Source organism: Pectobacterium brasiliense (assembly GCF_013449685.1).
Classification (GTDB): Bacteria; Pseudomonadota; Gammaproteobacteria; order Enterobacterales; family Enterobacteriaceae; genus Pectobacterium; species Pectobacterium brasiliense_A.
On record NZ_JACDSF010000041.1, the window covers coordinates 21,198 to 40,456 of the forward strand.

The following is a 19,259-nucleotide window of genomic DNA, read 5'->3' on the forward strand; positions in this document are numbered from 1 at the left end:
AGCGATTCATTATCGGCGATTACAGCGCCCGACGCAGGCGAGCCACCGCTTCATGCATTTGCTCATCCGTTGCTGTCGCAAAGGACAGACGCAGCGTTGAGTAATCGAGATTGTCTGGGAAGAAGAACTCGCCCGGCACGAAGACCACGCCCTGATCCAGCGTCTTCTTCAGCCATTCCGTCGTATTGAAATCGTCCTGACGGAACTTCGCCCACAGGAACATCCCACCTTTCGGCTGGTTGAAGGTGATGACATCACCCAGTTCCTTCTCGACCAGCTGTGCCAGCAGTTCACCTTTGTGCTTATACGCGTGGCGAATTTTCTCGATCTGCGTATCCAGACGTCCCAGCCCCAGATAGCATTCCGCGACGGTCTGCGACAATGCGCTGGCATGCAGGTCAGCGGCCTGTTTGATAATCGCTACTTTGTGCAACAGCCAATCCGGCAGAATCGCCCAGCCGAGACGTAATCCCGGAGCCAGCACCTTCGAGAACGTAGAGGTATACAGCACGTATTCCGTGCTACCCAGTTGCTCCTGCGCCAGTTGGAACAGCGTCGGGTTGCGCTCTTCGGTGAAGCGCAGCTCGCCATAGGGATCGTCTTCGATAATGACAAAACCGTAGCGTTCTGCCAGTTGAACCAATTTCAGGCGACGTTCATAGCTCAGCGTCACGCCGCTCGGGTTACCGAAGTTCGGAACGATATAAACGCCTTTGATGCGCTGTTTCGTCAGCAGCTCTTCCAACTCGTCAACGACCATGCCGTCGGCATCGGATGACACCGACATCACCTGCGCCTGCGCCAGCTCCAGCGTTTGCAGCGCTGCCAAATAAGTCGGACGTTCAACGACGAACACGTCGCCCGGATCGACGATCGAGCGCATGATCAAGTCCAGCGCCTGCTGCGAACCCGCCGTCACCACAATATCGTCACCGCGCGTTTTTACGCCGCGCACAGCACACAGCTCGGCAATGCGATCGCGCAGCACGCCGCTGCCTTCGGTCAAGCCATACTGGAATGCCGTTTTCGGCTGTTCGGTAATCGCTAACTGCGTGGCCTGACTTAACCCTTCGAAATCAAATAATGCATCTGACGGAATCCCGCCAGCCAGCGAGATAATATTTTCCATCTTGCTGTGTTTCAGCAGTTCACGGATGGCGGAACTTTTTAACTGAGCGATGCGGTGCGCTAACAACCCTTCAATGGCCATCTCTTCTTAACCCTTCTACGAAACTTTAATTATCCGCCCAGATAGGCTGAACGTACCGCTTCATTAGCTAACAATGCCGCACCGGTATCTTCCAACACGACATGACCGTTTTCAAGTACATAACCCCGATCAGCCAATTTCAGCGCCTGATTGGCATTTTGTTCCACCAGGAAGATGGTCATGCCCTCTTCGCGTAGTTGCTGGATCGTGTCGAAAATTTGCAGGATGATGATCGGTGCCAGACCCAGCGATGGTTCGTCCAGCAACAGTAAACGCGGCTGGCTCATCAGCGCACGGCCAATCGCCAGCATCTGCTGCTCACCGCCGGACATCGTGCCGGAACGCTGAGCGCGTCGCTCATACAGACGCGGGAACAGATCGTAAACGCGCGCAATGCGTTCCTGATACTGATCGCGTTCGGCAAAGAACCCGCCCATCGCCAGATTTTCTTCTACCGTCATGCGGGAAAAGACGCGACGCCCTTCCGGCACAATCGCGATAGCTTCACGCATAATCTGCGCAGTCTGCCAGTTTGTGATGTCCTTACCGTCAAACGTAATGGTGCCTTCCGTTGCGCGCGGGTCACCGCATAGCGTGCCCAGCAGCGTGGTTTTACCGGCACCGTTCGCGCCGATCAGCGTAACAATCTCGCCCTGATTAATATGCAGGCTCACCTGATGCAGCGCCTGAATTTTTCCGTAGTGGGCAGAAACCTGATGTAATGACAGCATAAACGTTATCCTTCACCCAGATACGCACGGATGACATCCGGGTTGTTACGAATTTCAGCTGGGGTGCCTTGTGCCAGCGGCGTTCCCTGATTGACGACATAAATCCGGTCGGAAATGCCCATGACCAGCTTCATATCATGTTCAATCAACAACACAGACACCTGATGGCTATCGCGCAGTTCCGCAATCAGCTGATTTAACTCGTCAGTTTCTTTCGGGTTCAGGCCAGCCGCAGGCTCATCCAGCATCAGCAGCTCAGGGCGCGTCACCATGCAGCGGGCAATTTCCAGACGGCGCTGCTGGCCGTAAGCCAGATTCCCCGCCTGACGGTTCGCTAAATCTAACAGACCGATACGCTCCAGCCACACCGCAGCGCGCTCTTGCGCATCGGCTTCCGCACGACGAAAGCCCGGCGTTTTCAATAGCCCGGCAAACACGCCGCTTTTCAGGTGCTGATGTTGCGCGACCAGCAGGTTCTCGATCACCGTCATTTCACGGAACAGACGAACGTGCTGGAATGTGCGCACCACGCCCATACGGGCAATAGCCTGTCCGGGTAACCCTTCCAGATGACGATCGCGCAGCATGATGGTGCCGCCGCTTGGGCGATAAAAACCGGTCAGGCAGTTAAAGACTGTCGTCTTCCCCGCCCCATTCGGGCCGATCAGCGAGACAATTTCGCCCGCATGAATATCCATTTCAACGTTGTTGACCGCCAGCAGGCCGCCAAAACGCATCATCAGACCTCTGACTGATAGTAGTGGCTGCGTGCTCATGCTTGCTCTTCCTTCTTCGCGACTTTCAACTTCATCTCAGGACGCTTCATCGGCAGCAGGCCTTGCGGACGCCAAATCATCATCAGAACCATCAACGCACCCAGCAGCAGCATGCTGTATTCATTCAGATCGCGCATCAGCTCGCGGGACACCACCAGCAAGATTGCCGCAAGAATGACCGCAAACTGCGAGCCCATTCCGCCCAGTACGACGATGGCCAGTACAAAGGCAGACTCAGCGAACGTGAATGATTCCGGGCTGACAAAGCCCTGACGCGCGGCAAACAGCGTACCGGCAAAACCCGCGAACGCGGCGCTGATGGTAAACGCAGTCAACTTAATGCGCGTTGGGCTCAGCCCCAGAGAGCGACAGGCGATTTCATCATCCCGCAGCGCTTCCCAGGCACGTCCTAACGGCATCCGCAGCAGACGATTAATCACAAACAGGGTCAACACGACCAGCAGCAGCGCGACCAGATACAGGAAGATAATACGGTCACTCGGGTCGTATTGCAGACCGAAGAAATTGTGGAACGTATCCCAACCGCCATCGCGCGCGCTGCGGCCAAATTCCAGACCAAAGAAGGTCGGTTTAGGGATCTGGCTGATGCCGTTCGGGCCACCGGTAATTTCAGTGTTATTCAGCAGCAGGATACGGACAATCTCGCCGAATCCGAGCGTCACAATCGCCAGATAATCGCCGCGCAAACGCAGCACCGGGAACCCCAGCAGGAAGCCGGACAGCGCCGCCGCCATGCCCGCCAGCGGCAGACTTTCCCAGAAGCCCAATCCGTAATAGTGATTCAGCAGCGCATAGGTATACGCACCAATGGCGTAAAACCCGCCATAGCCCAATACCAGCAGACCGGACAGGCCAACCACGACGTTCAGGCCCAGACCCAGCATCACGTAAATCAGCGTGAGGGTGGCGATATCTACCGTACCGCGCGACACCAGAAACGGCCAGGCGATAGCGGCGATAATCAATGCCACCGCTACTATCTTCTGCCGTGGCGTACTGCCATCAAAGCTCGGCAGCACAAGCGCAAGCGCAGAAAATTTCTTGATGCTTTGCTGGAAAAGCGGGCGAATCAACTGGAAGAAAAACACCACGATGCAGCCCGCGCCAATCCAGTACCAACGGACTTCATCAGCACCGCGCACCACCAATTTGGTACCGTCCAGCGCCAACTGCATGCCCATTAAGAACGAGGCCAGCACCAGCAGCATGAGCGCGGAAACCAACGCATTAAACAGGTTGAGCTGTTTCATACTTTCTCAACCTCCGGACGACCCAGAATACCGGTTGGCATCACCAACAGCACCACAATCAGCAGCGCAAACGACACCGCATCTTTGTATTCCGTGCTCAGGTAAGCAGACGTCAGCGCTTCGGCTACGCCCAAAATCAGCCCACCGATCATTGCACCTGGAATACTACCAATTCCGCCCAGCACCGCCGCCGTAAAGGCTTTCATCCCGGCCATAAAACCGATATAGGGGTTGATGACGCCGTAGAATTGCCCCAACAGCACGCCAGCAACAGCGGCCATGAGCGCGCCAATGACGAAGGTCAGAGAGATCACGCGATCGGTACTGATACCCAGCAGGCTTGCCATTTTCAGGTCTTCTGCACAGGCGCGACAAGCGCGCCCCATGCGGGAATAGCGAATAAATAGCGTCAGCGCCAGCATGGCGAGGAACGTCACGATCCAGATGGTCAACTGCATGGTGCTAATCGTCGCGGCAAAGCCATTGCTTTCGCCCAGCACCCACTGACCGGTCACCAGACTCGGCAGCGCAACATCACGCGAGCCCTGATTCAGGCTGACGTAGTTTTGCAGGAAAATTGACATCCCGATGGCAGAAATCAGCGCAATCAGACGCTTTGACGTTCGAACCGGTCGGTAGGCCACCCGTTCGATACTCCAGCCATAGGCGCTGGAAACCACCACGGCGGCAATGAAGGCGACACCAATCAGGAGCCAGCCAGCATCGATGCCCATCATCATCAGAGCCGCAATCACAATAAAGGAGACGTAGCTACCGATCATATACACTTCGCCGTGTGCGAAGTTAATCATGCCGATAATGCCGTAAACCATGGTGTAGCCAATGGCGATCAGCGCATAGGTGCTGCCCAACGTCAGGCCGTTGAACATCTGCTGAAAAAAGTAAAGGAACTGCTCGGACATACCTTAAACCTTAAATGCTGCCCCCGCGCCTTGCGGCAACGGGGGCTTCGGTATTGAGGGATTAGTAGTGGTACACATGCAGCAGGCGGAGAATGCTCTCCACGCCGAAGAAGCAGACAGCGGTATCTTCAACCGCTCCCCGCCTCGGGCATGATGATTATTTCACTGCGCTGGAAGTACCGTCTTTGTGCCACTCAAATACGCCAAATTCAAACCCTTTCAGGTCGCCTTTTGCATCCCAGCTTAATGGCCCCATTACGGTATCCACGGAGTTCGCTTTCAGACTTGCGACCAATTTTTCCGGTTCATCGCTACCGGTACGTGCCATCGCGGTGGTCAGCGATTGCAGTGCTGCGTAGGTTGTCCAGACGAACGGACCGGTTGGATCCAGTTTCTTGGCTTTCAGGGCATCGACAATCGGCTGGTTAGCAGGAACCTGATCGTAACGCTTCGGCAGCGTCACCAGCATGCCTTCAGACGCATCGCCTGCGATGTTGGACAGCGATGAGTTACCCACGCCTTCTGGACCCATGAATTTGGTGGTCATGCCAGCCTGGCGCGCCTGACGCAGAATCTGCCCCATTTCCGGGTAGTAGCCGCCGAAATAGACGAAATCGACGTTCTCTTTCTTCAGACGCGCAACCAGCGTAGAGAAATCTTTATCACCCGCCGTCACACCTTCAAACAACACAACATTCGCACCGGCTTTTTTCAGGCTATCCTGAACAGAGCGGGCCAAGCCTTCACCATACTGCTGTTTGTCATGAACCACGGCAATACGCTGCGGTTTGATGGTTTCGACAATGTATTTTGCTGAGGTTGGCCCCTGATCGGAATCCAGCCCCGTCGTGCGCAGCACCATTTTGTAGCCGCGCGTAGTCAAGTCGGCGTTGGTTGCCGCAGGCGTAATCATGATCACGCCTTCTTCTTCATAAATATCAGACGCAGGCTGCGTGGAGGAGGAACACAAATGACCAATCACATAGCGGATACCGTCATTGATGACTTTGTTCGCGACGGCAACGGCCTGCTTAGGGTCGCACGCGTCATCATATTCAACGCCAACCAGTTTGTTACCGTTTACGCCGCCTTTTGCGTTAATATCTTCAATGGCCTGACGCGCGCCAATGAACTCCATATCGCCATACTGCGCAACTGGGCCAGACATTGCCCCTACAACCGCAACCTTAATATCGGCAGCGCTGACCGCGTGACTCAACGCCGCAGCCATACAACCCATCAGCAATACTTTACCTTTATTGAATTTCATTCTTTTTACCCCATCTGTCATTATGGATATTGCCGAAAACCTGACCGCCTTCTGTCATAACCTGCTATTTTCTTATAAGTAAGAAAGGCTTAGGTTATTATTAGTAATCTTTTCTAATAAGGCTTTATTTTTCATATTATTAAACAGGAATTTTATGCTGCAAATCAACTCAGACTGTCAGAAACAAGCGGAGCAAACAGCACAAAACACTAGATGCAAAGACCAGCATTCAATTTATATATAGTCAGATATTCTACTTTGTGCATTAATTGTTGATGGATTACTCGAAAAACAAAGAATGAGAAAAACATTTGCCCTATTAACCATAACGCTCAAATTACACAACTGATCCACTACAAAACAACTACATTATTCTTCACTCATATGATGGAGTGCCGATAAAAATGAAACTAACCGTTGAATGCCTCACCCAATTCAGCCCTCAAGATAAAATTGATCTGGCAAAAATCTGGCCACATCAGAACATTGATTTATTAGAAGAAGACCTCTCACTCGATTGGCGATTATTTGCTGCCCGTTTTAACGATCGGCTGTTAGGTGGTGTGCTGGTCGAAATTGAAGGGGACTATGCAGAGCTAAGCGATCTGATGGTGAGAGACGTCACGCGGAGGCGGGGCGTAGGGAAACTGTTGATTGATGAAGTACGTCGTCAACTTCCTGAAGTGAAAGAGTGGTGGCTGGCAACAGCCAATCATGCGGCGATCAAAGAGGAAGTGCTGGCGCGATTTATGTTGTCTTGCGGCTTTTCACCCGTATCCGGCGGCTGGCGCTTCATTCGTAGAAAAGAAACGCCGCTAATTCTTAACGAACTCAACCCAGATAAACCGGACTGACCCCAGACAAAAACAAAACGACCGGGCATTACCCGGTCGCTACAGAAAGAAACGATGAGAGCGATTAGGCTTCTATCGCCGCTCGCAGTTTTTTCATCGCATTCTTTTCTAACTGACGCACACGCTCTGCGGAAACACCGTATTGATCGGCGAGCTCCTGCAAGGTGGATTTGTTGTCATCATCCAACCAGCGGGCGCGAATAATGTGCTGGCTGCGTTCGTCCAGCCCTTCCAGCGCGTAGGTGAGCTTATCGGCCGCATGCGTTTCCCAGTTATCTTCTTCAATGCCATCGGCAAAGTCAGACGATTTATCCTGTAGGTAAAGCATCGGCGACATCGCCTTGCCGTCGTGTGAATCTTCTTCCGGCGTCGGATCGAATGTCATGTCCTGCGCCGCCATGCGGGATTCCATCTCGCGCACGTCTTTGCTCGTCACGCCAAGTTCACGCGCAACCAGCTCGACTTCATCCTGATTAAACCAGCCGAGACGCGTTTTAGACTTACGCAGGTTAAAGAACAGCTTACGCTGTGCTTTAGTGGTCGCGACTTTCACGATACGCCAGTTACGCAGCACGTATTCATGAATTTCGGCTTTGATCCAATGCACGGCGAAAGAAACCAGACGCACGCCAACTTCAGGGTTAAAGCGACGTACCGCTTTCATCAGGCCAATGTTTCCTTCCTGAATCAGGTCCGCCTGCGGCAGGCCGTAGCCGGAATAGTTACGGGCAACATGAATAACAAAACGCAGGTGTGACAGAATCAGGTGCTTAGCAGCCTCCAGATCGCCCTGATAATGCAGCCGTTCAGCCAGCGCCCGCTCTTCCTCCGCCGTCAGCATCGGATAGGCATTGGCGGCACGAATATACCCTTCCAGACTGCCCTGGGGAACTAAGGTGAAAGTTTGCATATCTTTGGTCATTCAACCCTCTCAGTTGCTCTACTCGTCATATTGCAGTTGACTATCTTAGCACTGCTTCACCGCATCGTTTTGCGCGAAGATGGCAAAACACGGCGCCTTAACGCTTATTTTATGAAAAACCCTAAAAGTTTTATGAAAAACCCTAAAACCCGATTAATCAAATCCTAAAATCTGTCTCTTCAGACTGTGATTTCGCTCGCAAGTTCCTCTCATTTTATTCACCTCATGCCAGAGATCAAGCAGGAGAAAAACGCGTCACTCACACATGAGAGACCAAGGGGAAAACACAGCGGGAAGAACAAAGAAGAGATGTCGCTGAGGAGATTTCCCCTGCAATACGGTCTGAATTACAGGGGATGATTATACCAGAAAACGCTTACTGTGGTGTAAAACGGCGTAAATGTTGCACCGTTGCCAGCCAGGCGGCCAACCAGCCAATCATGCCAGCGATTAACAGCAGCAGCAGGGATTCATCCCAGCTTAATCCTTTGACGGCAAACGTCGTACCGAATACGGAAGCCACCTGCGCCACCACGGCACCCAGCTTCCAAACCAGCGCTTGCGATAAAATCAGCGACAGCACCGCGCCGCCTACGCCCATTGCTGCCCCGCCATTCAGGAACGGACGCAGAATAAAGCCGTCCGTCGCGCCAATCAGCTTCATCACGTTGATGGTTTCGCGGCGGCTGAAAATACTCAGGCGCACGCTGTTGCCGATCACCAAAAAGACGGCAACCACCATCAGGACGCCAATTGTCACGGAAATTTGCCCAACCAGATTGGTCAATGCCACCAGCCGCGCAAACCAGCTGTCATCCATCCGTACTTCATCCACGCCCTGCGTCGCCGCCACGCGGTCACGCAGCGTCGTCAACGTGGTGGAATCCTGAAAACTCATTTTCGGCGTGATAATCGCTACGGCTGGCAGCGGATTCTCTTCCAACATATCGAGCGCGCCGCCGAAACCGGACCAGTTGCGGAATTCGCCCATCGCTTCATTGCGCGACAGGTAATTGACTTTATCAACGCCCTCTTCAGATTGAAGCTGCGTGATCACCGCCTGCGCCGCGTTGTCATCCAGCGATTTATCCAGATACACCGTCAGTTGCGGCGAGGGATACCACTGTGTGGCCGCCTGACTGACGTTTTTCCATACCAGATAGCAGATGCTGGGCAACGCCAATGAGATGGCGATGACCATCACGGTCAGGAAAGTCGCCAACGGCTGGCGCAACATATCAGCCAGCGTATTCATCCAGGCATAGCGCCACTGTTCCTGCCAGCCGCCGCGCAGCGCTTTCGCTTTTGCGACAGGCTTTTTCGCGTTACGGACGTTATTCGCCATTGTGGTTTCCCCCCACCATGCGGCCATCCGACAGCGTCAGCACACGGTAATTACGGCGGGCGATCAGCCCAGTGTCATGCGTCGCCATCAGAACGGTAACACCAACGCGATTGAATTCTTCAAACAGGCGCAAAATGCCTTCTGACAGCGCTTCGTCCAGGTTGCCGGTCGGTTCATCCGCCAGCAATACGGCGGGTTTGTTCACCACCGCGCGCGCAATGCCAACGCGCTGCTGCTCACCACCGGACAGCTGGATAGGATAGTTTTTCGCTTTATCCAGCAGACCAACCTTGTCCAGCGCGGCGGATACCCGACGACGGATATCCTCACTGCTGGCACCCGCGATGATGAGCGGCATCGCGACGTTGTCATAGACCGTGTGTTCCATCAACAGATGGTGATCCTGAAAGATCATGCCGATCTGGCGCCGCAGGAACGGAACTTCGCGTTTTTTCAGGCGACTGATATTGTGGCCGCCAAAAAAAATCTGACCCGCGCTGGGACGTTCAATGCCACAAATCAGTTTCAGCAGAGTACTTTTCCCTGCGCCGGAATGACCGGTCAGGAACGCCATTTCCGCGGGGCGCAGATGGAAATCCACCCCTTGTAATGCCTGACGCCCACCGAGGTAAGCTTTACTGACCTGTTCAAAACGAATCATCCGTTTTAATCCTCTCGGGCAAAAAGTGCCTCAATAAAATCGTCGGCCTTGAATGGCCGTAAATCTTCAATACCTTCACCTACCCCAATATAGCGGATAGGAATAGCGAACTGGTCGGCAATGGCGAAAATCACCCCGCCTTTCGCGGTACCGTCCAGCTTAGTTAAGGTAATACCCGTCAGCCCAACCGCTTCATTAAACAGCTTGGCCTGACTCACTGCGTTCTGCCCGGTGCTCGCATCCAGCGTCAGCATCACTTCATGCGGTGCGTCTTCATCCAGCTTCTTCATCACGCGCACAATCTTTTTCAGCTCTTCCATCAGGTGCGCTTTGTTCTGCAAGCGACCCGCGGTGTCCGCGATCAGGACATCAACGCCGCGCGCTTTCGCTGCCTGAATCGCATCGAAAATCACCGAGGCCGAATCTGCACCCGTATGCTGTGCGACCACCGCCACGTTATTGCGCTGTCCCCAGACCTGAAGCTGCTCGACCGCCGCCGCACGGAAGGTATCCCCCGCTGCCAGCATCACGGATTTGCCCTGCGCCTGGAACTGACGTGCCATTTTCCCGATGGTGGTGGTTTTACCCACGCCATTAACGCCAACCATCAGAATGACATACGGCGTTTTGCCTTCGATATTCAGCGGGGCATCCACCTTAGCAAGAATCTCCGCCATTTCTTCTTTCAGCTTCACAAAAAGCGTATCAGCATCTTTCAGTTGGCGGCGGCTGGCGTGCTCCGTCAGGCTGCCGATGATCTTACGGGTCGTCTCGACCCCGACATCCGCAACCAGCAGTTGTTCTTCCAGTTCATCAAACAGATCGTCGTCGATTTTCTTACCGCGAAACAATCCGATAAATCCTGAACCGAGGTTCTGGCGCGTTTTTACCAGACTGCGTTTCAGGCGAGCAAAGAAACCTTCTTTCGTCGGACGTTCCTGCTCTTGCGCCACAGCAGGCACATCATCTGGCTGTGCAGGTTCTGGCTCTTCGTATTCTTGTTCTTCCTGCTGCGCAACGTCCGGTTCAGCATTAGCCACCGTCGCGCTGTCGGCGATCTCGGTCTGTACGATCGGATCGACGACATCCCGATCGAGAACGTCATGATCGTCTGTTTCAGAGATAATGGGGGCCGATACGGCTGGTTCAGGGACAGCGACGGTCGGTTCGTCAGCCGCTGACGGCTGTTCTTCAACAATCTTCTCTTGAACAGTCAGCTTCTCTTGAACAGTCGGCTTCTCTTGAAAAACAGGCTGCTCTTGCGGCTGTTCCTGTTGCTTTTCTTCCTGTTTCCCTAATCCCAGCCAGGAAAAAAAACCGCGCTTCTTTTCTTTTGACATGTGCGATCGCGCTCCACGCTGCTCACCGCAGCGAATCAATCAATGAAAACCATATTTAAACAATAAGTTTAACACTTTCCAGCCAACAGCAACACGCAGCCAACGGGGGCAATGCCGGACAATTCTCGGCGCGGCCGACAATCTTCGTAACGAAAGGCAATGTCCGTAACGAAGTGTGTCAAACGCTGCGCGTTATCGAAAGCCCGTAGATAGCACAAAATGTTGGGTTAAGCGCTTTAACACCCATCTTAACATTCCCTCTACACGTAACCGCCGCTAGAATAGCGCCAGAAATTTCCTGCCCGTATCCACACCACGATGATGCGGCACAACAATAACCCTGTGAGCTATGGCTAAAAAAAATGCATCGTCAGCCGCCGGACAAATCCGAATCATCGGTGGTCAATGGCGCGGCAGAAAACTTCCGGTTCCTGATAGCCCCGGTTTACGTCCCACCACCGATCGCGTGCGGGAAACACTGTTTAACTGGCTGGCTCCCGTCATTCAACAGGCACGCTGTCTGGACTGCTTTGCCGGCAGCGGCGCGCTCGGGCTGGAAGCCTTATCCCGTTATGCCGCACACGCCACATTATTGGAGATGGAGCGTGCAGTCGCGCAGCAGTTAACGCAAAATCTGGCACTGCTTCGGGCGGAAAACGCCGAGGTGATCAATACGGATGCCCTGAGCTGGCTGGCGAAGCCGGGCACGCCGTTTGACGTCGTGTTTCTCGATCCACCGTTTCGCAAAGAACTGCTGAACAACACGCTTGCCCTGCTGGAACAACAGGGTTGGCTGGCACCCGACGCGTGGATTTACGTGGAAACCGAGGCGGAAAATGCGCAACTGACTATTCCGGAAAATTGGCAACTGCACCGTGAGAAAATCGCGGGTCAGGTCGCCTACCGTTTATACATTCGTCAATGATCTTCGCAGCAACGTAAGGGTAAGAGATGATTTTGATTAACCTTGGCAGGCTATTGATGCTGGGCGTGTGGGGATTTTTGTTGCTTAACCTGATTCAGCCGTTCCCCAAGCCGTTGAATATTTTTATGACCGTGGCGATGGTGTTTATGATCCTGATGCATGGTTTTCAACTGCTGCTGTTAAAATCCAGCCAGCCGAAAGACAGCCCCGCGCTGACCCGCGCGCTTCAGGCTCGCATTTTCCTTTTTGGCGTGTTTGAACTGCTGGCGTGGCAGAAAAAGCAGCCTAAGCCACCGAAACCGTAATCGCTCCCTCTGCTGGGGCACAATCCGAATTGAGGCACAACGCGAATAAAGCGTGTGCCCTTTCGCTCAAAGGACACGCGCCGAAAAATCAGGGTTTCTTGCTGGGAAGATAAGGGAACGCGGTAACGTTGTCGCCTAAATCAGAAATGCGCGCGCTGCCTTTTTCCGTCACGGCATCAATGCGAATGATCGCCTGTAGAGGAATGAAGCTGCGGCTAACGCCGGAGAATTCCGTTTTCAGTTTCTCGGTTGACGGGTCAACCAGCACCGTAGACTGGCTATCAAACACGAAGTCGGCAATTTCAATAAAACCGAACAGGCTGCTCTGCACCAACTCACGCACGTAAAGCTGGTAATTCTTACCGTTATTTATAAATTGAATACGATAAAGCGCGGATTCATTACTCATTCAACACAATGCTCCCTTCTAGACTTCACGGCGCCCATCTACAATAAAAACAGGCGATAACATACCATGAAGCTCACAGAAGTCGCATCCGTCTCGCCCCGTGTTGTTTAACTTCCCCACAATCCCCTACACTGAATAAAGAACGGTTTATTTTTATCCTGACACAAACAAAAACACAAAAAGGACACGCTATGCTTTGGTCATTTATTGCTGTGCTTTTTTCTGGTTGGTTGTATGTAGACGCCAGCTACCGTGGTCCAACGTGGCAACGTTGGTTATTCAAACCGGTCACAATGCTACTGCTGCTGGCTCTGGCCTGGCAGACGCCGCTGCTTGGCGTGCCGGGCTATCTGATTGTACTGGGGCTGCTGGCAACGCTGGTCGCAGACACCCTGCTATTGCTGCCAACTCAGCGCCTGCTTTACGCGTTTGGTGCTTATTTCCTCTCCCATCTGCTGTACACCATTAGCTTTTTTACCGGACAGATTTCACTCACGTTCTTTTGGCCGCTGGCATTAACGCTCATCATTCTGGCCGCGATCTTGATCGCCATTATCTGGGGACGATTAGAAACACAGCGTTGGCCCGCCTGCGCATTCATCATCATGACGACGTTAATGGTCTGGATTGCTGGCGAGCGGTATTTTGCGCTGGGGACAAACGCGAATTTCTCCCTGCTGACGGGCACCGTGCTGCTGTTTATCGCCCATGCGGCCTGGCTGATTCACCATTACCGTTTCCCATTCCGTGCCCATCAGGCGATTGTGGCTGCGGGCTATTTTGGCGGCCATTTCCTGATCGTTCGCTCCCTCTATTTCTGACGTTGACGCCGCTCACGAAAATCTGGCTAAGCATTGAGCGGCGGTGTAAAGTTCCTGATGAGAATGGCTATCACTAATCACCCAGGAGGAAGACATGCACTCTCATCAGCACCACAGCGCTGAGAAATCAGCCTGCTGCAATAACGGCGTTCACCACGCGCCACGCAGCACCGCACACAGCACCAAAAGCTGCTGCAACGAGCACGCGCAGCATTCGAACCACGCCGACCACAGCTGTTGTTCAACCAAACACACCTCTGACGCCGCAGTACAGAGCGTCTGCGGCACAGAGCAGCACTCGTCAGACAGCGGCGGCAGCGCGGATTCAGACGACCCCGACGGCGGAGACGGCGACAGGCCCCGATCCAACCAGCGTTTCAGCTGGAAAATCAGCGGGATGGATTGTCCCAGCTGCGCACGTAAAATCGAAAATGCAGTAAAAAATCTCACCGGAATTGAACAAGCCAAAGTGCTGTTCGCCACCGAAAAACTGGTTGTTGATGCCTACACCGACATTCGTCCTCAGGTTCAACATGCCGTCCAGCAAGCGGGCTTTACCTTGCAGGACACCGCACTCCCCGTCGTTCCCCCGAATACATCTACCGTGCGTCGTTTCGTGCACGAATATGGTTTCTTACTTCTTTTCACTTTGCTGGCTGCTGCAAGCTGGGGGCTTTCCCTGCTCAGCGAGCGTGGCGGGCAGATCGCGTTTATCGCGACCACAATTGTCGGATTGATGCCAATCCTGAAAAAAGCGATACAACTCATTCGCACAGGCACCCCCTTCGCGATTGAAACGCTGATGAGCGTGGCTTCCATCGGGGCACTCTTGATTGGTGCCACCACCGAAGCGACGGTCATTTTGCTGCTGTTTATGCTGGGCGAATATCTGGAGTCTTACGCGGCCAACCGCGCACGACGGGGCGTAACGGCACTGATGGCGCTGCTTCCCGAAGACGCCACGGCGATCGTCAACGGGCAACGGCGTCTCGTGCCTGTCGCCAGTCTGGTTCCCGGCGATGTGATTGAAGTCGCGCCCGGTGGACGTCTTCCCGCCGATGCGGAGCTTTTGAACAGCGACGCCAGCTTTGATGAAAGCGCCCTGACCGGCGAATCGGTACCCGTTGAGCGCACACCCGGTGAAAAAATTGCTGCTGGCAGCCTGTGTGTCGATCGGGTTGTGCAGTTGCGCGTGGTTTCACAGCCGGGCAACAGTGCGATCGACCGCATTCTGCAACTGATAGAAGAAGCGGAAGAGCGCCGTGCGCCGATAGAACGCTTCCTCGATAAATTCAGCCGCTATTACACGCCAGCCATCATGCTGCTGTCGCTGCTGGTGATTCTGGTGCCGCCGTTGCTGCTGGCGCAGCCGTGGCAAGAGTGGATTTATCGCGGCCTGACGCTGTTGTTAATCGGCTGTCCGTGTGCGCTGGTGATCTCAACACCTGCGGCGATTACGTCCGGGCTAGCCGCCGCAACGCGCCGTGGAGCGCTGATTAAAGGTGGCGCGGCGCTGGAGTCGCTGGGCAACATCAAGACTATCGCGTTCGATAAAACGGGTACGCTGACGGAAGGCAAGCCGCAGGTAACGGACGTATTGCCCGCCGCGGGCGTGAGCGCAACGGCGCTGCTGACACGCACCGCCGCCGTGGAGTCCGGTTCGCACCATCCGCTTGCCAAAGCGATCGTCCAGCATGCGCGATCCAGCAGCACGTTCCTGCCAATGGCGGAAAACCGCAAAGCGCTGGCGGGTGTCGGCGTGGAAGGTACGATTGGCGGCAAGCGGATTCAGGTCAGCGCGCCGACTCGTGTCGCACCCGACTTGCTTGATACCGACTGGTTACAGCGGGTTGAGGCGCTGGAAAACCAAGGAAAAACCGTCGTGGTGGTGCAAGAGGACGATAGCCTGCTCGGCGTGCTGGCGTTGAGCGATACGCTACGTCACGATGCGCGTGAAGCGCTGGATGCCTTACAGCAGTTGGGGATTCGTGGGGTCATGCTCACGGGCGATAATCCCCGCGCAGCGGCGGCGATTGCGGCGACATTAGGGATTGATTACCGTGCCAGCCTGCTCCCCGCCGATAAGGTCACGGCGGTCAGCGAATTGAGTCAGCAGCATCCTGTGGCGATGGTCGGCGACGGCATCAACGACGCACCGGCGATGAAAGCCGCAACGATCGGGATTGCAATGGGAAGCGGTACGGATGTGGCGCTGGAGACGGCCGATGCAGCCTTAACGCACAGCCGCCTGACTGGGCTGGCGGCAATGATTAGCCTGTCGCGGGCGACGCAGCGCAATATTCGGCAGAACATTGCCATCGCACTGGGGCTGAAAGCCGTATTCCTAGTCACCAGTATTCTGGGCATTACCGGGTTGTGGCTCGCCGTGCTGGCGGATTCCGGCGCAACCGCGCTGGTCACCGCTAACGCGCTGCGGCTCTTGAGAAAACAGAACTGACGGTCGAGATACACGGAGCGACCACGGGGCGAGGCCTCCCTACGGGAACCTCATCCCCGTGTTTCTCCTAATAACAAACTTCAGCGTACAGAATAACGCACTGAGTATCAGTGACCCTTGCGCAGTAGATACCGATAGGGAAGCTGTTCGGTCTCCTGCGCCAGAAGCTCATGCTCCATGTACACGCAAAAACCGGGAATATCGCGGGTGGTGGCCGGATCGTCGGCAATAATCAGCAGCGTTTGCCCGGTTTCCATCTGGCGTACCGTCTTACGCACCATCATTACAGGTTCAGGGCAGCGCAGCCCCTGTGCATCAAGGGTTTTATCCGGGTTGGTAAAGGGATCGGTCATCAACGTTCTCAGTACAGGAATCAAAAAACCGCCTTAGTTTACGCTGAGGATTTCCCGACGCAAGCGACGACAACGTTTGCGCAGAAAACAACCATTTTTTCCTGGCAAAGCACATACCCGTAGCGAAATAATTGCATTAGCGAAACAATTGCGTATTATGCCGCCGCGTTGCAGCATAAATCTGCACGTTATCTCTTGGGTTCCCTAACCCCAATAACCAAAAAGGTCACATTATGTATCGTTTTACTCCCCAGCAGCGGCTTACGGCGCTGATCTGGCTATCGTTGTTCCATGTCCTGATCATTACGTCGAGTAATTATCTGGTTCAGCTCCCGGTATTGATTTTCGGTTTTCATACCACCTGGGGCGCGTTTACCTTCCCGTTTATTTTTCTGGCAACTGACCTGACGGTACGGGTTTTCGGTGCGCCGCTGGCGCGTCGTATCATTCTGACCGTAATGGTGCCTGCTCTGGTCATTTCCTATCTGGTGTCGAGCCTGTTTTATCAGGGATCGTGGCAGTCGTTCGAGGCATTCAATCAGATAAATATCGTCGTGGCACGTATCGCCTGTGCCAGCTTCATGGCTTATGTTCTCGGCCAGATTCTGGATGTTCACGTCTTCAACCGCCTGCGCCAGAAACGCGCGTGGTGGATCGCGCCGACTGTGTCGACCGTATTTGGTAATTTCAGCGATACGCTGGCCTTTTTCTTCATTGCGTTTTACCGCAGCACCGATGCCTTCATGGCGGCAAACTGGGTTGAAATCGCGATGGTGGATTATGCCTTCAAGCTGCTGATCAGTCTGGCGTTCTTCCTGCCGATGTACGGTGTCATGCTGAACATGGTGCTCAAACGTCTGAGCGAGCAGAAAGACACACCCGACTATCACTCCGTCAGCAGCCACCATTAATGCCTGTCAGGCGGCCATTTGCGCCGCCTTTTCTCATCAAGTCACTCATCGTTTTGTAAAAATAACGCAGGTACTAACAACGGTTTGCAACAACAAAATGCTTGTTTTTGCTATCTGAATAGGGTGCCATACTGTTATTACCTGTTTAAAACGATTATCTGTTTCAAAAACGAGAGAAAGGGATCCCATGTCGAATATCATAAAATACCTCGGTGTCGGCTTGCTTGTCGGCCTGCTTGCTGCCTGTGATGGCAAAACGGATGACGCCGCAAAAGCGGGCGCGCAAGATAAACCTGCCGCAGAAGCCAGCGCAGGTCAGAATATTGAATTAATGGATGGCAAGATTGCGTTTACTCTGCCGGCCGATATGCGTGACCAGAGTGGAAAAGTGGGAACGCAGGCGAACAACATGCACGTTTACGCCAATGACAATGGGCAGAAAGCGGTCATCGTGATTCTGGGCGACAACACCACGGACGAGCTGGCCGTGCTGGCGCAGCGGCTGGAAAATCATCAACGCACGCGTGACGCCAACCTTCAGGTTGTCACCAACAAGACCATCGACGTTGACGGCAAGAAGCTGCAACAACTCGACAGCATTATCACCAGCAGCGGGCAGCAGGCTTATTCCTCTATCGTGCTGGGCAAAGTGGAAAACCAACTGCTGACCTTGCAGATCACACTGCCAGCCAGCAATCAACAGCAGGCACAGAGCGAAGCAGAAGGCATCATCCACACCCTGAAGCTGAAATAATCCCCCCATCAGTCTCTTAATAAATCCCCAGTTCACTGGGGATTTATGCTCCTGCCAGCTTAGTATTTAACCTGAGAACCTTGCCTATACCAACGTGGGAGAAAGAGTCGCTCTCTCTCTATGTTTTTACTTAAAAATGAAATTATTTCAATATTAATCAATTGATTGACCTGTTTTCAGTCCTTTCTTCATACTATTGGTTTTCACTTCGCTTGTTATCCTTCCCTCGCTGTTATTTATCAACAGGACCTGCGCCAAGGATGTGACAGGGGACGTTTTTAGTATTCTGCCTACCGCCTAAAACCTGCGCTCTGTTTGCTTTTTACCGTGTGGTGAACACACCGAATCGCTGTTCAACTTAAATTCCTGCGCTTTTCTCTAAAGCCGCGTTTTCTCTTTCATGGTGTTTAGCCAGCGTCGTGTTTTATCAACATGCACTGTGGTGTGAGCAGACTCAGACCATAGCTCAGGTTTTTATTTTAATCAGGATAGTGACGTGCCGCTCCGGGAAAACCCGAGGCGTGCGGTAGCCATGGCAACGGCGAAGGAAGAAGGAGAGGACGGGTGGCAAACAGTACAGGATTACAGTTCACCGTAAAGGTCGGTGCCCTGGAAGCAGGCACTTTCGCGGTGGTGGATTTCAGGCTGGATGAAGGGCTGAACCGGCCTTTCAGCCTGTCACTGAGTCTGGCGAGCGCGTTGCCGGATGTCGATTTCGGCGCGGTGCTGGACCAGCCGTGCGAGCTGATGATTTGGTATGAAGGCGAACTGAAACGTCGGGTCAGCGGGATTATCAGCGGCTTTACGCAGGGTGACACCGGTTTTCGGCGCACGCGCTATCAGATAGAAGTCCGTCCGGCCCTGTGGCGACTGGAATTACGCACCAACGCCCGCATCTTTCAGGCGCAGAAGCCGGAGGCGATTATCGGGGCGCTGCTGGAAGAAGCCGGTATCACCGACTACGCCTTTGCGCTGCGTAACGAGCATGCGGTGCGAGAATACTGCGTGCAGTATCGGGAA

20 protein-coding genes are annotated in these 19,259 nt (G+C 53.8%); 8 read left to right on the forward strand and 12 right to left on the reverse strand.

What is annotated here, in order from left to right; translation table 11 throughout:
- Positions 1 to 19: 19 nt before the first annotated feature.
- The 6 genes from H0248_RS15990 to H0248_RS16015 all read right to left on the reverse strand — a co-directional run bounded on the left by H0248_RS15990 (position 20) and on the right by H0248_RS16015 (position 6,181).
- Positions 20 to 1,210, reverse strand: coding sequence for an aminotransferase-like domain-containing protein (locus H0248_RS15990; RefSeq protein WP_180786657.1), 1,191 nt, complete (start codon positions 1,208 to 1,210; stop codon positions 20 to 22).
- Positions 1,211 to 1,239: 29 nt separating this feature from the next.
- Entirely contained in the window at positions 1,240 to 1,941 is a 702-nt protein-coding gene (gene livF / locus H0248_RS15995) for a high-affinity branched-chain amino acid ABC transporter ATP-binding protein LivF (protein ID WP_010306529.1), read from the reverse strand.
- 5 nt (positions 1,942 to 1,946) lie between these two features.
- The gene (gene livG, locus H0248_RS16000; RefSeq protein WP_014917046.1) at positions 1,947 to 2,717 is read right to left on the reverse strand and encodes a high-affinity branched-chain amino acid ABC transporter ATP-binding protein LivG; all 771 of its coding nucleotides are present in this window, start codon (positions 2,715 to 2,717) and stop codon (positions 1,947 to 1,949) included.
- The gene (locus H0248_RS16005) at positions 2,714 to 3,988 is read right to left on the reverse strand and encodes a high-affinity branched-chain amino acid ABC transporter permease LivM (protein ID WP_180786658.1); all 1,275 of its coding nucleotides are present in this window, start codon (positions 3,986 to 3,988) and stop codon (positions 2,714 to 2,716) included. Before H0248_RS16005 ends, livG begins: the two co-directional genes overlap by 4 nt.
- Entirely contained in the window at positions 3,985 to 4,911 is a 927-nt protein-coding gene (gene livH, locus H0248_RS16010) for a high-affinity branched-chain amino acid ABC transporter permease LivH (RefSeq protein WP_180786659.1), read from the reverse strand. Before livH ends, H0248_RS16005 begins: the two co-directional genes overlap by 4 nt.
- A 157-nt stretch (positions 4,912 to 5,068) precedes the next feature.
- Positions 5,069 to 6,181, reverse strand: coding sequence for a branched-chain amino acid ABC transporter substrate-binding protein (locus H0248_RS16015; protein WP_180786660.1), 1,113 nt, complete (start codon positions 6,179 to 6,181; stop codon positions 5,069 to 5,071).
- Between the two features lie 404 nt (positions 6,182 to 6,585).
- Here H0248_RS16015 and panM point away from each other — a divergent pair, with 404 nt between their 5' ends.
- Positions 6,586 to 7,035 carry an aspartate 1-decarboxylase autocleavage activator PanM gene (gene panM / locus H0248_RS16020; protein WP_180786661.1) on the forward strand — a complete coding sequence of 150 codons (450 nt, stop codon included), beginning with the start codon at positions 6,586 to 6,588 and terminating at the stop codon, positions 7,033 to 7,035.
- Positions 7,036 to 7,099: 64 nt separating this feature from the next.
- Here panM and rpoH read toward each other — a convergent pair whose 3' ends face one another.
- The 4 genes from rpoH to ftsY all read right to left on the reverse strand — a co-directional run bounded on the left by rpoH (position 7,100) and on the right by ftsY (position 11,303).
- Positions 7,100 to 7,957, reverse strand: a complete 858-nt coding sequence (gene rpoH / locus H0248_RS16025; protein WP_010681389.1) for an RNA polymerase sigma factor RpoH — start codon at positions 7,955 to 7,957, stop codon at positions 7,100 to 7,102.
- 376 nt (positions 7,958 to 8,333) lie between these two features.
- Entirely contained in the window at positions 8,334 to 9,302 is a 969-nt protein-coding gene (gene ftsX / locus H0248_RS16030) for a permease-like cell division protein FtsX (RefSeq protein WP_180786662.1), read from the reverse strand.
- On the reverse strand, positions 9,292 to 9,963 hold the full coding sequence (gene ftsE / locus H0248_RS16035; RefSeq protein WP_180786663.1) for a cell division ATP-binding protein FtsE: 672 nt from the start codon (positions 9,961 to 9,963) through the stop codon (positions 9,292 to 9,294). Before ftsE ends, ftsX begins: the two co-directional genes overlap by 11 nt.
- A gap of 5 nt (positions 9,964 to 9,968) precedes the next feature.
- Positions 9,969 to 11,303, reverse strand: coding sequence for a signal recognition particle-docking protein FtsY (gene ftsY, locus H0248_RS16040; protein WP_180786664.1), 1,335 nt, complete (start codon positions 11,301 to 11,303; stop codon positions 9,969 to 9,971).
- Positions 11,304 to 11,652: 349 nt separating this feature from the next.
- On the opposite strand from ftsY, the gene rsmD reads away from it, so the two are divergent.
- Entirely contained in the window at positions 11,653 to 12,228 is a 576-nt protein-coding gene (rsmD, locus tag H0248_RS16045; protein ID WP_102118120.1) for a 16S rRNA (guanine(966)-N(2))-methyltransferase, read from the forward strand.
- Positions 12,229 to 12,257: 29 nt separating this feature from the next.
- Positions 12,258 to 12,533, forward strand: a complete 276-nt coding sequence (locus H0248_RS16050) for a DUF1145 family protein (RefSeq protein ID WP_161530308.1) — start codon at positions 12,258 to 12,260, stop codon at positions 12,531 to 12,533.
- A gap of 88 nt (positions 12,534 to 12,621) precedes the next feature.
- Here H0248_RS16050 and H0248_RS16055 read toward each other — a convergent pair whose 3' ends face one another.
- Positions 12,622 to 12,942, reverse strand: a complete 321-nt coding sequence (locus H0248_RS16055) for a DUF1820 family protein (RefSeq protein ID WP_180786665.1) — start codon at positions 12,940 to 12,942, stop codon at positions 12,622 to 12,624.
- Positions 12,943 to 13,133: 191 nt separating this feature from the next.
- Here H0248_RS16055 and H0248_RS16060 point away from each other — a divergent pair, with 191 nt between their 5' ends.
- Both H0248_RS16060 and H0248_RS16065 read left to right on the forward strand, forming a co-directional pair.
- Positions 13,134 to 13,763 carry a lysoplasmalogenase gene (locus H0248_RS16060; protein WP_180786666.1) on the forward strand — a complete coding sequence of 210 codons (630 nt, stop codon included), beginning with the start codon at positions 13,134 to 13,136 and terminating at the stop codon, positions 13,761 to 13,763.
- Positions 13,764 to 13,857: 94 nt separating this feature from the next.
- Positions 13,858 to 16,221 (forward strand): zinc/cadmium/mercury/lead-transporting ATPase, encoded by a 2,364-nt coding sequence (locus H0248_RS16065; protein WP_180786667.1) that lies wholly within the window; start codon positions 13,858 to 13,860, stop codon positions 16,219 to 16,221.
- A gap of 107 nt (positions 16,222 to 16,328) precedes the next feature.
- On the opposite strand, the gene tusA is transcribed toward H0248_RS16065, so the two are convergent.
- Positions 16,329 to 16,574, reverse strand: a complete 246-nt coding sequence (gene tusA / locus H0248_RS16070; RefSeq protein WP_014698415.1) for a sulfurtransferase TusA — start codon at positions 16,572 to 16,574, stop codon at positions 16,329 to 16,331.
- Between the two features lie 233 nt (positions 16,575 to 16,807).
- Between tusA and H0248_RS16075 the strand changes: the two genes are divergently transcribed.
- The 3 genes from H0248_RS16075 to H0248_RS16085 form a co-directional block, all read left to right on the forward strand.
- Positions 16,808 to 17,485 (forward strand): 7-cyano-7-deazaguanine/7-aminomethyl-7-deazaguanine transporter, encoded by a 678-nt coding sequence (locus H0248_RS16075; RefSeq protein WP_180786668.1) that lies wholly within the window; start codon positions 16,808 to 16,810, stop codon positions 17,483 to 17,485.
- 187 nt (positions 17,486 to 17,672) lie between these two features.
- Entirely contained in the window at positions 17,673 to 18,239 is a 567-nt protein-coding gene (locus tag H0248_RS16080; protein ID WP_180786669.1) for a DcrB family lipoprotein, read from the forward strand.
- Between the two features lie 564 nt (positions 18,240 to 18,803).
- On the forward strand, positions 18,804 to 19,259 hold a 456-nt coding region (locus H0248_RS16085; RefSeq protein ID WP_308415667.1), incomplete at its 3' end, for a contractile injection system protein, VgrG/Pvc8 family.

Coding starts and splice junctions, on each gene's coding strand:
- ftsY (WP_180786664.1), bottom strand. CDS start 11,303: ATGTCAAAAGAAAAGAAGCGCGGTTTTTTTTCCTGGCTGGGATTAGGG.
- H0248_RS15990 (WP_180786657.1), bottom strand. CDS start 1,210: ATGGCCATTGAAGGGTTGTTAGCGCACCGCATCGCTCAGTTAAAAAGT.
- H0248_RS16015 (WP_180786660.1), bottom strand. CDS start 6,181: ATGAAATTCAATAAAGGTAAAGTATTGCTGATGGGTTGTATGGCTGCG.
- H0248_RS16060 (WP_180786666.1), top strand. CDS start 13,134: ATGCTTTGGTCATTTATTGCTGTGCTTTTTTCTGGTTGGTTGTATGTA.
- rsmD (WP_102118120.1), top strand. CDS start 11,653: ATGGCTAAAAAAAATGCATCGTCAGCCGCCGGACAAATCCGAATCATC.
- H0248_RS16075 (WP_180786668.1), top strand. CDS start 16,808: ATGTATCGTTTTACTCCCCAGCAGCGGCTTACGGCGCTGATCTGGCTA.
- panM (WP_180786661.1), top strand. CDS start 6,586: ATGAAACTAACCGTTGAATGCCTCACCCAATTCAGCCCTCAAGATAAA.
- H0248_RS16065 (WP_180786667.1), top strand. CDS start 13,858: ATGCACTCTCATCAGCACCACAGCGCTGAGAAATCAGCCTGCTGCAAT.
- rpoH (WP_010681389.1), bottom strand. CDS start 7,957: ATGACCAAAGATATGCAAACTTTCACCTTAGTTCCCCAGGGCAGTCTG.
- livH (WP_180786659.1), bottom strand. CDS start 4,911: ATGTCCGAGCAGTTCCTTTACTTTTTTCAGCAGATGTTCAACGGCCTG.
- H0248_RS16055 (WP_180786665.1), bottom strand. CDS start 12,942: ATGAGTAATGAATCCGCGCTTTATCGTATTCAATTTATAAATAACGGT.
- tusA (WP_014698415.1), bottom strand. CDS start 16,574: ATGACCGATCCCTTTACCAACCCGGATAAAACCCTTGATGCACAGGGG.
- ftsE (WP_180786663.1), bottom strand. CDS start 9,963: ATGATTCGTTTTGAACAGGTCAGTAAAGCTTACCTCGGTGGGCGTCAG.
- H0248_RS16080 (WP_180786669.1), top strand. CDS start 17,673: ATGTCGAATATCATAAAATACCTCGGTGTCGGCTTGCTTGTCGGCCTG.
- livF (WP_010306529.1), bottom strand. CDS start 1,941: ATGCTGTCATTACATCAGGTTTCTGCCCACTACGGAAAAATTCAGGCG.
- ftsX (WP_180786662.1), bottom strand. CDS start 9,302: ATGGCGAATAACGTCCGTAACGCGAAAAAGCCTGTCGCAAAAGCGAAA.
- livG (WP_014917046.1), bottom strand. CDS start 2,717: ATGAGCACGCAGCCACTACTATCAGTCAGAGGTCTGATGATGCGTTTT.
- H0248_RS16005 (WP_180786658.1), bottom strand. CDS start 3,988: ATGAAACAGCTCAACCTGTTTAATGCGTTGGTTTCCGCGCTCATGCTG.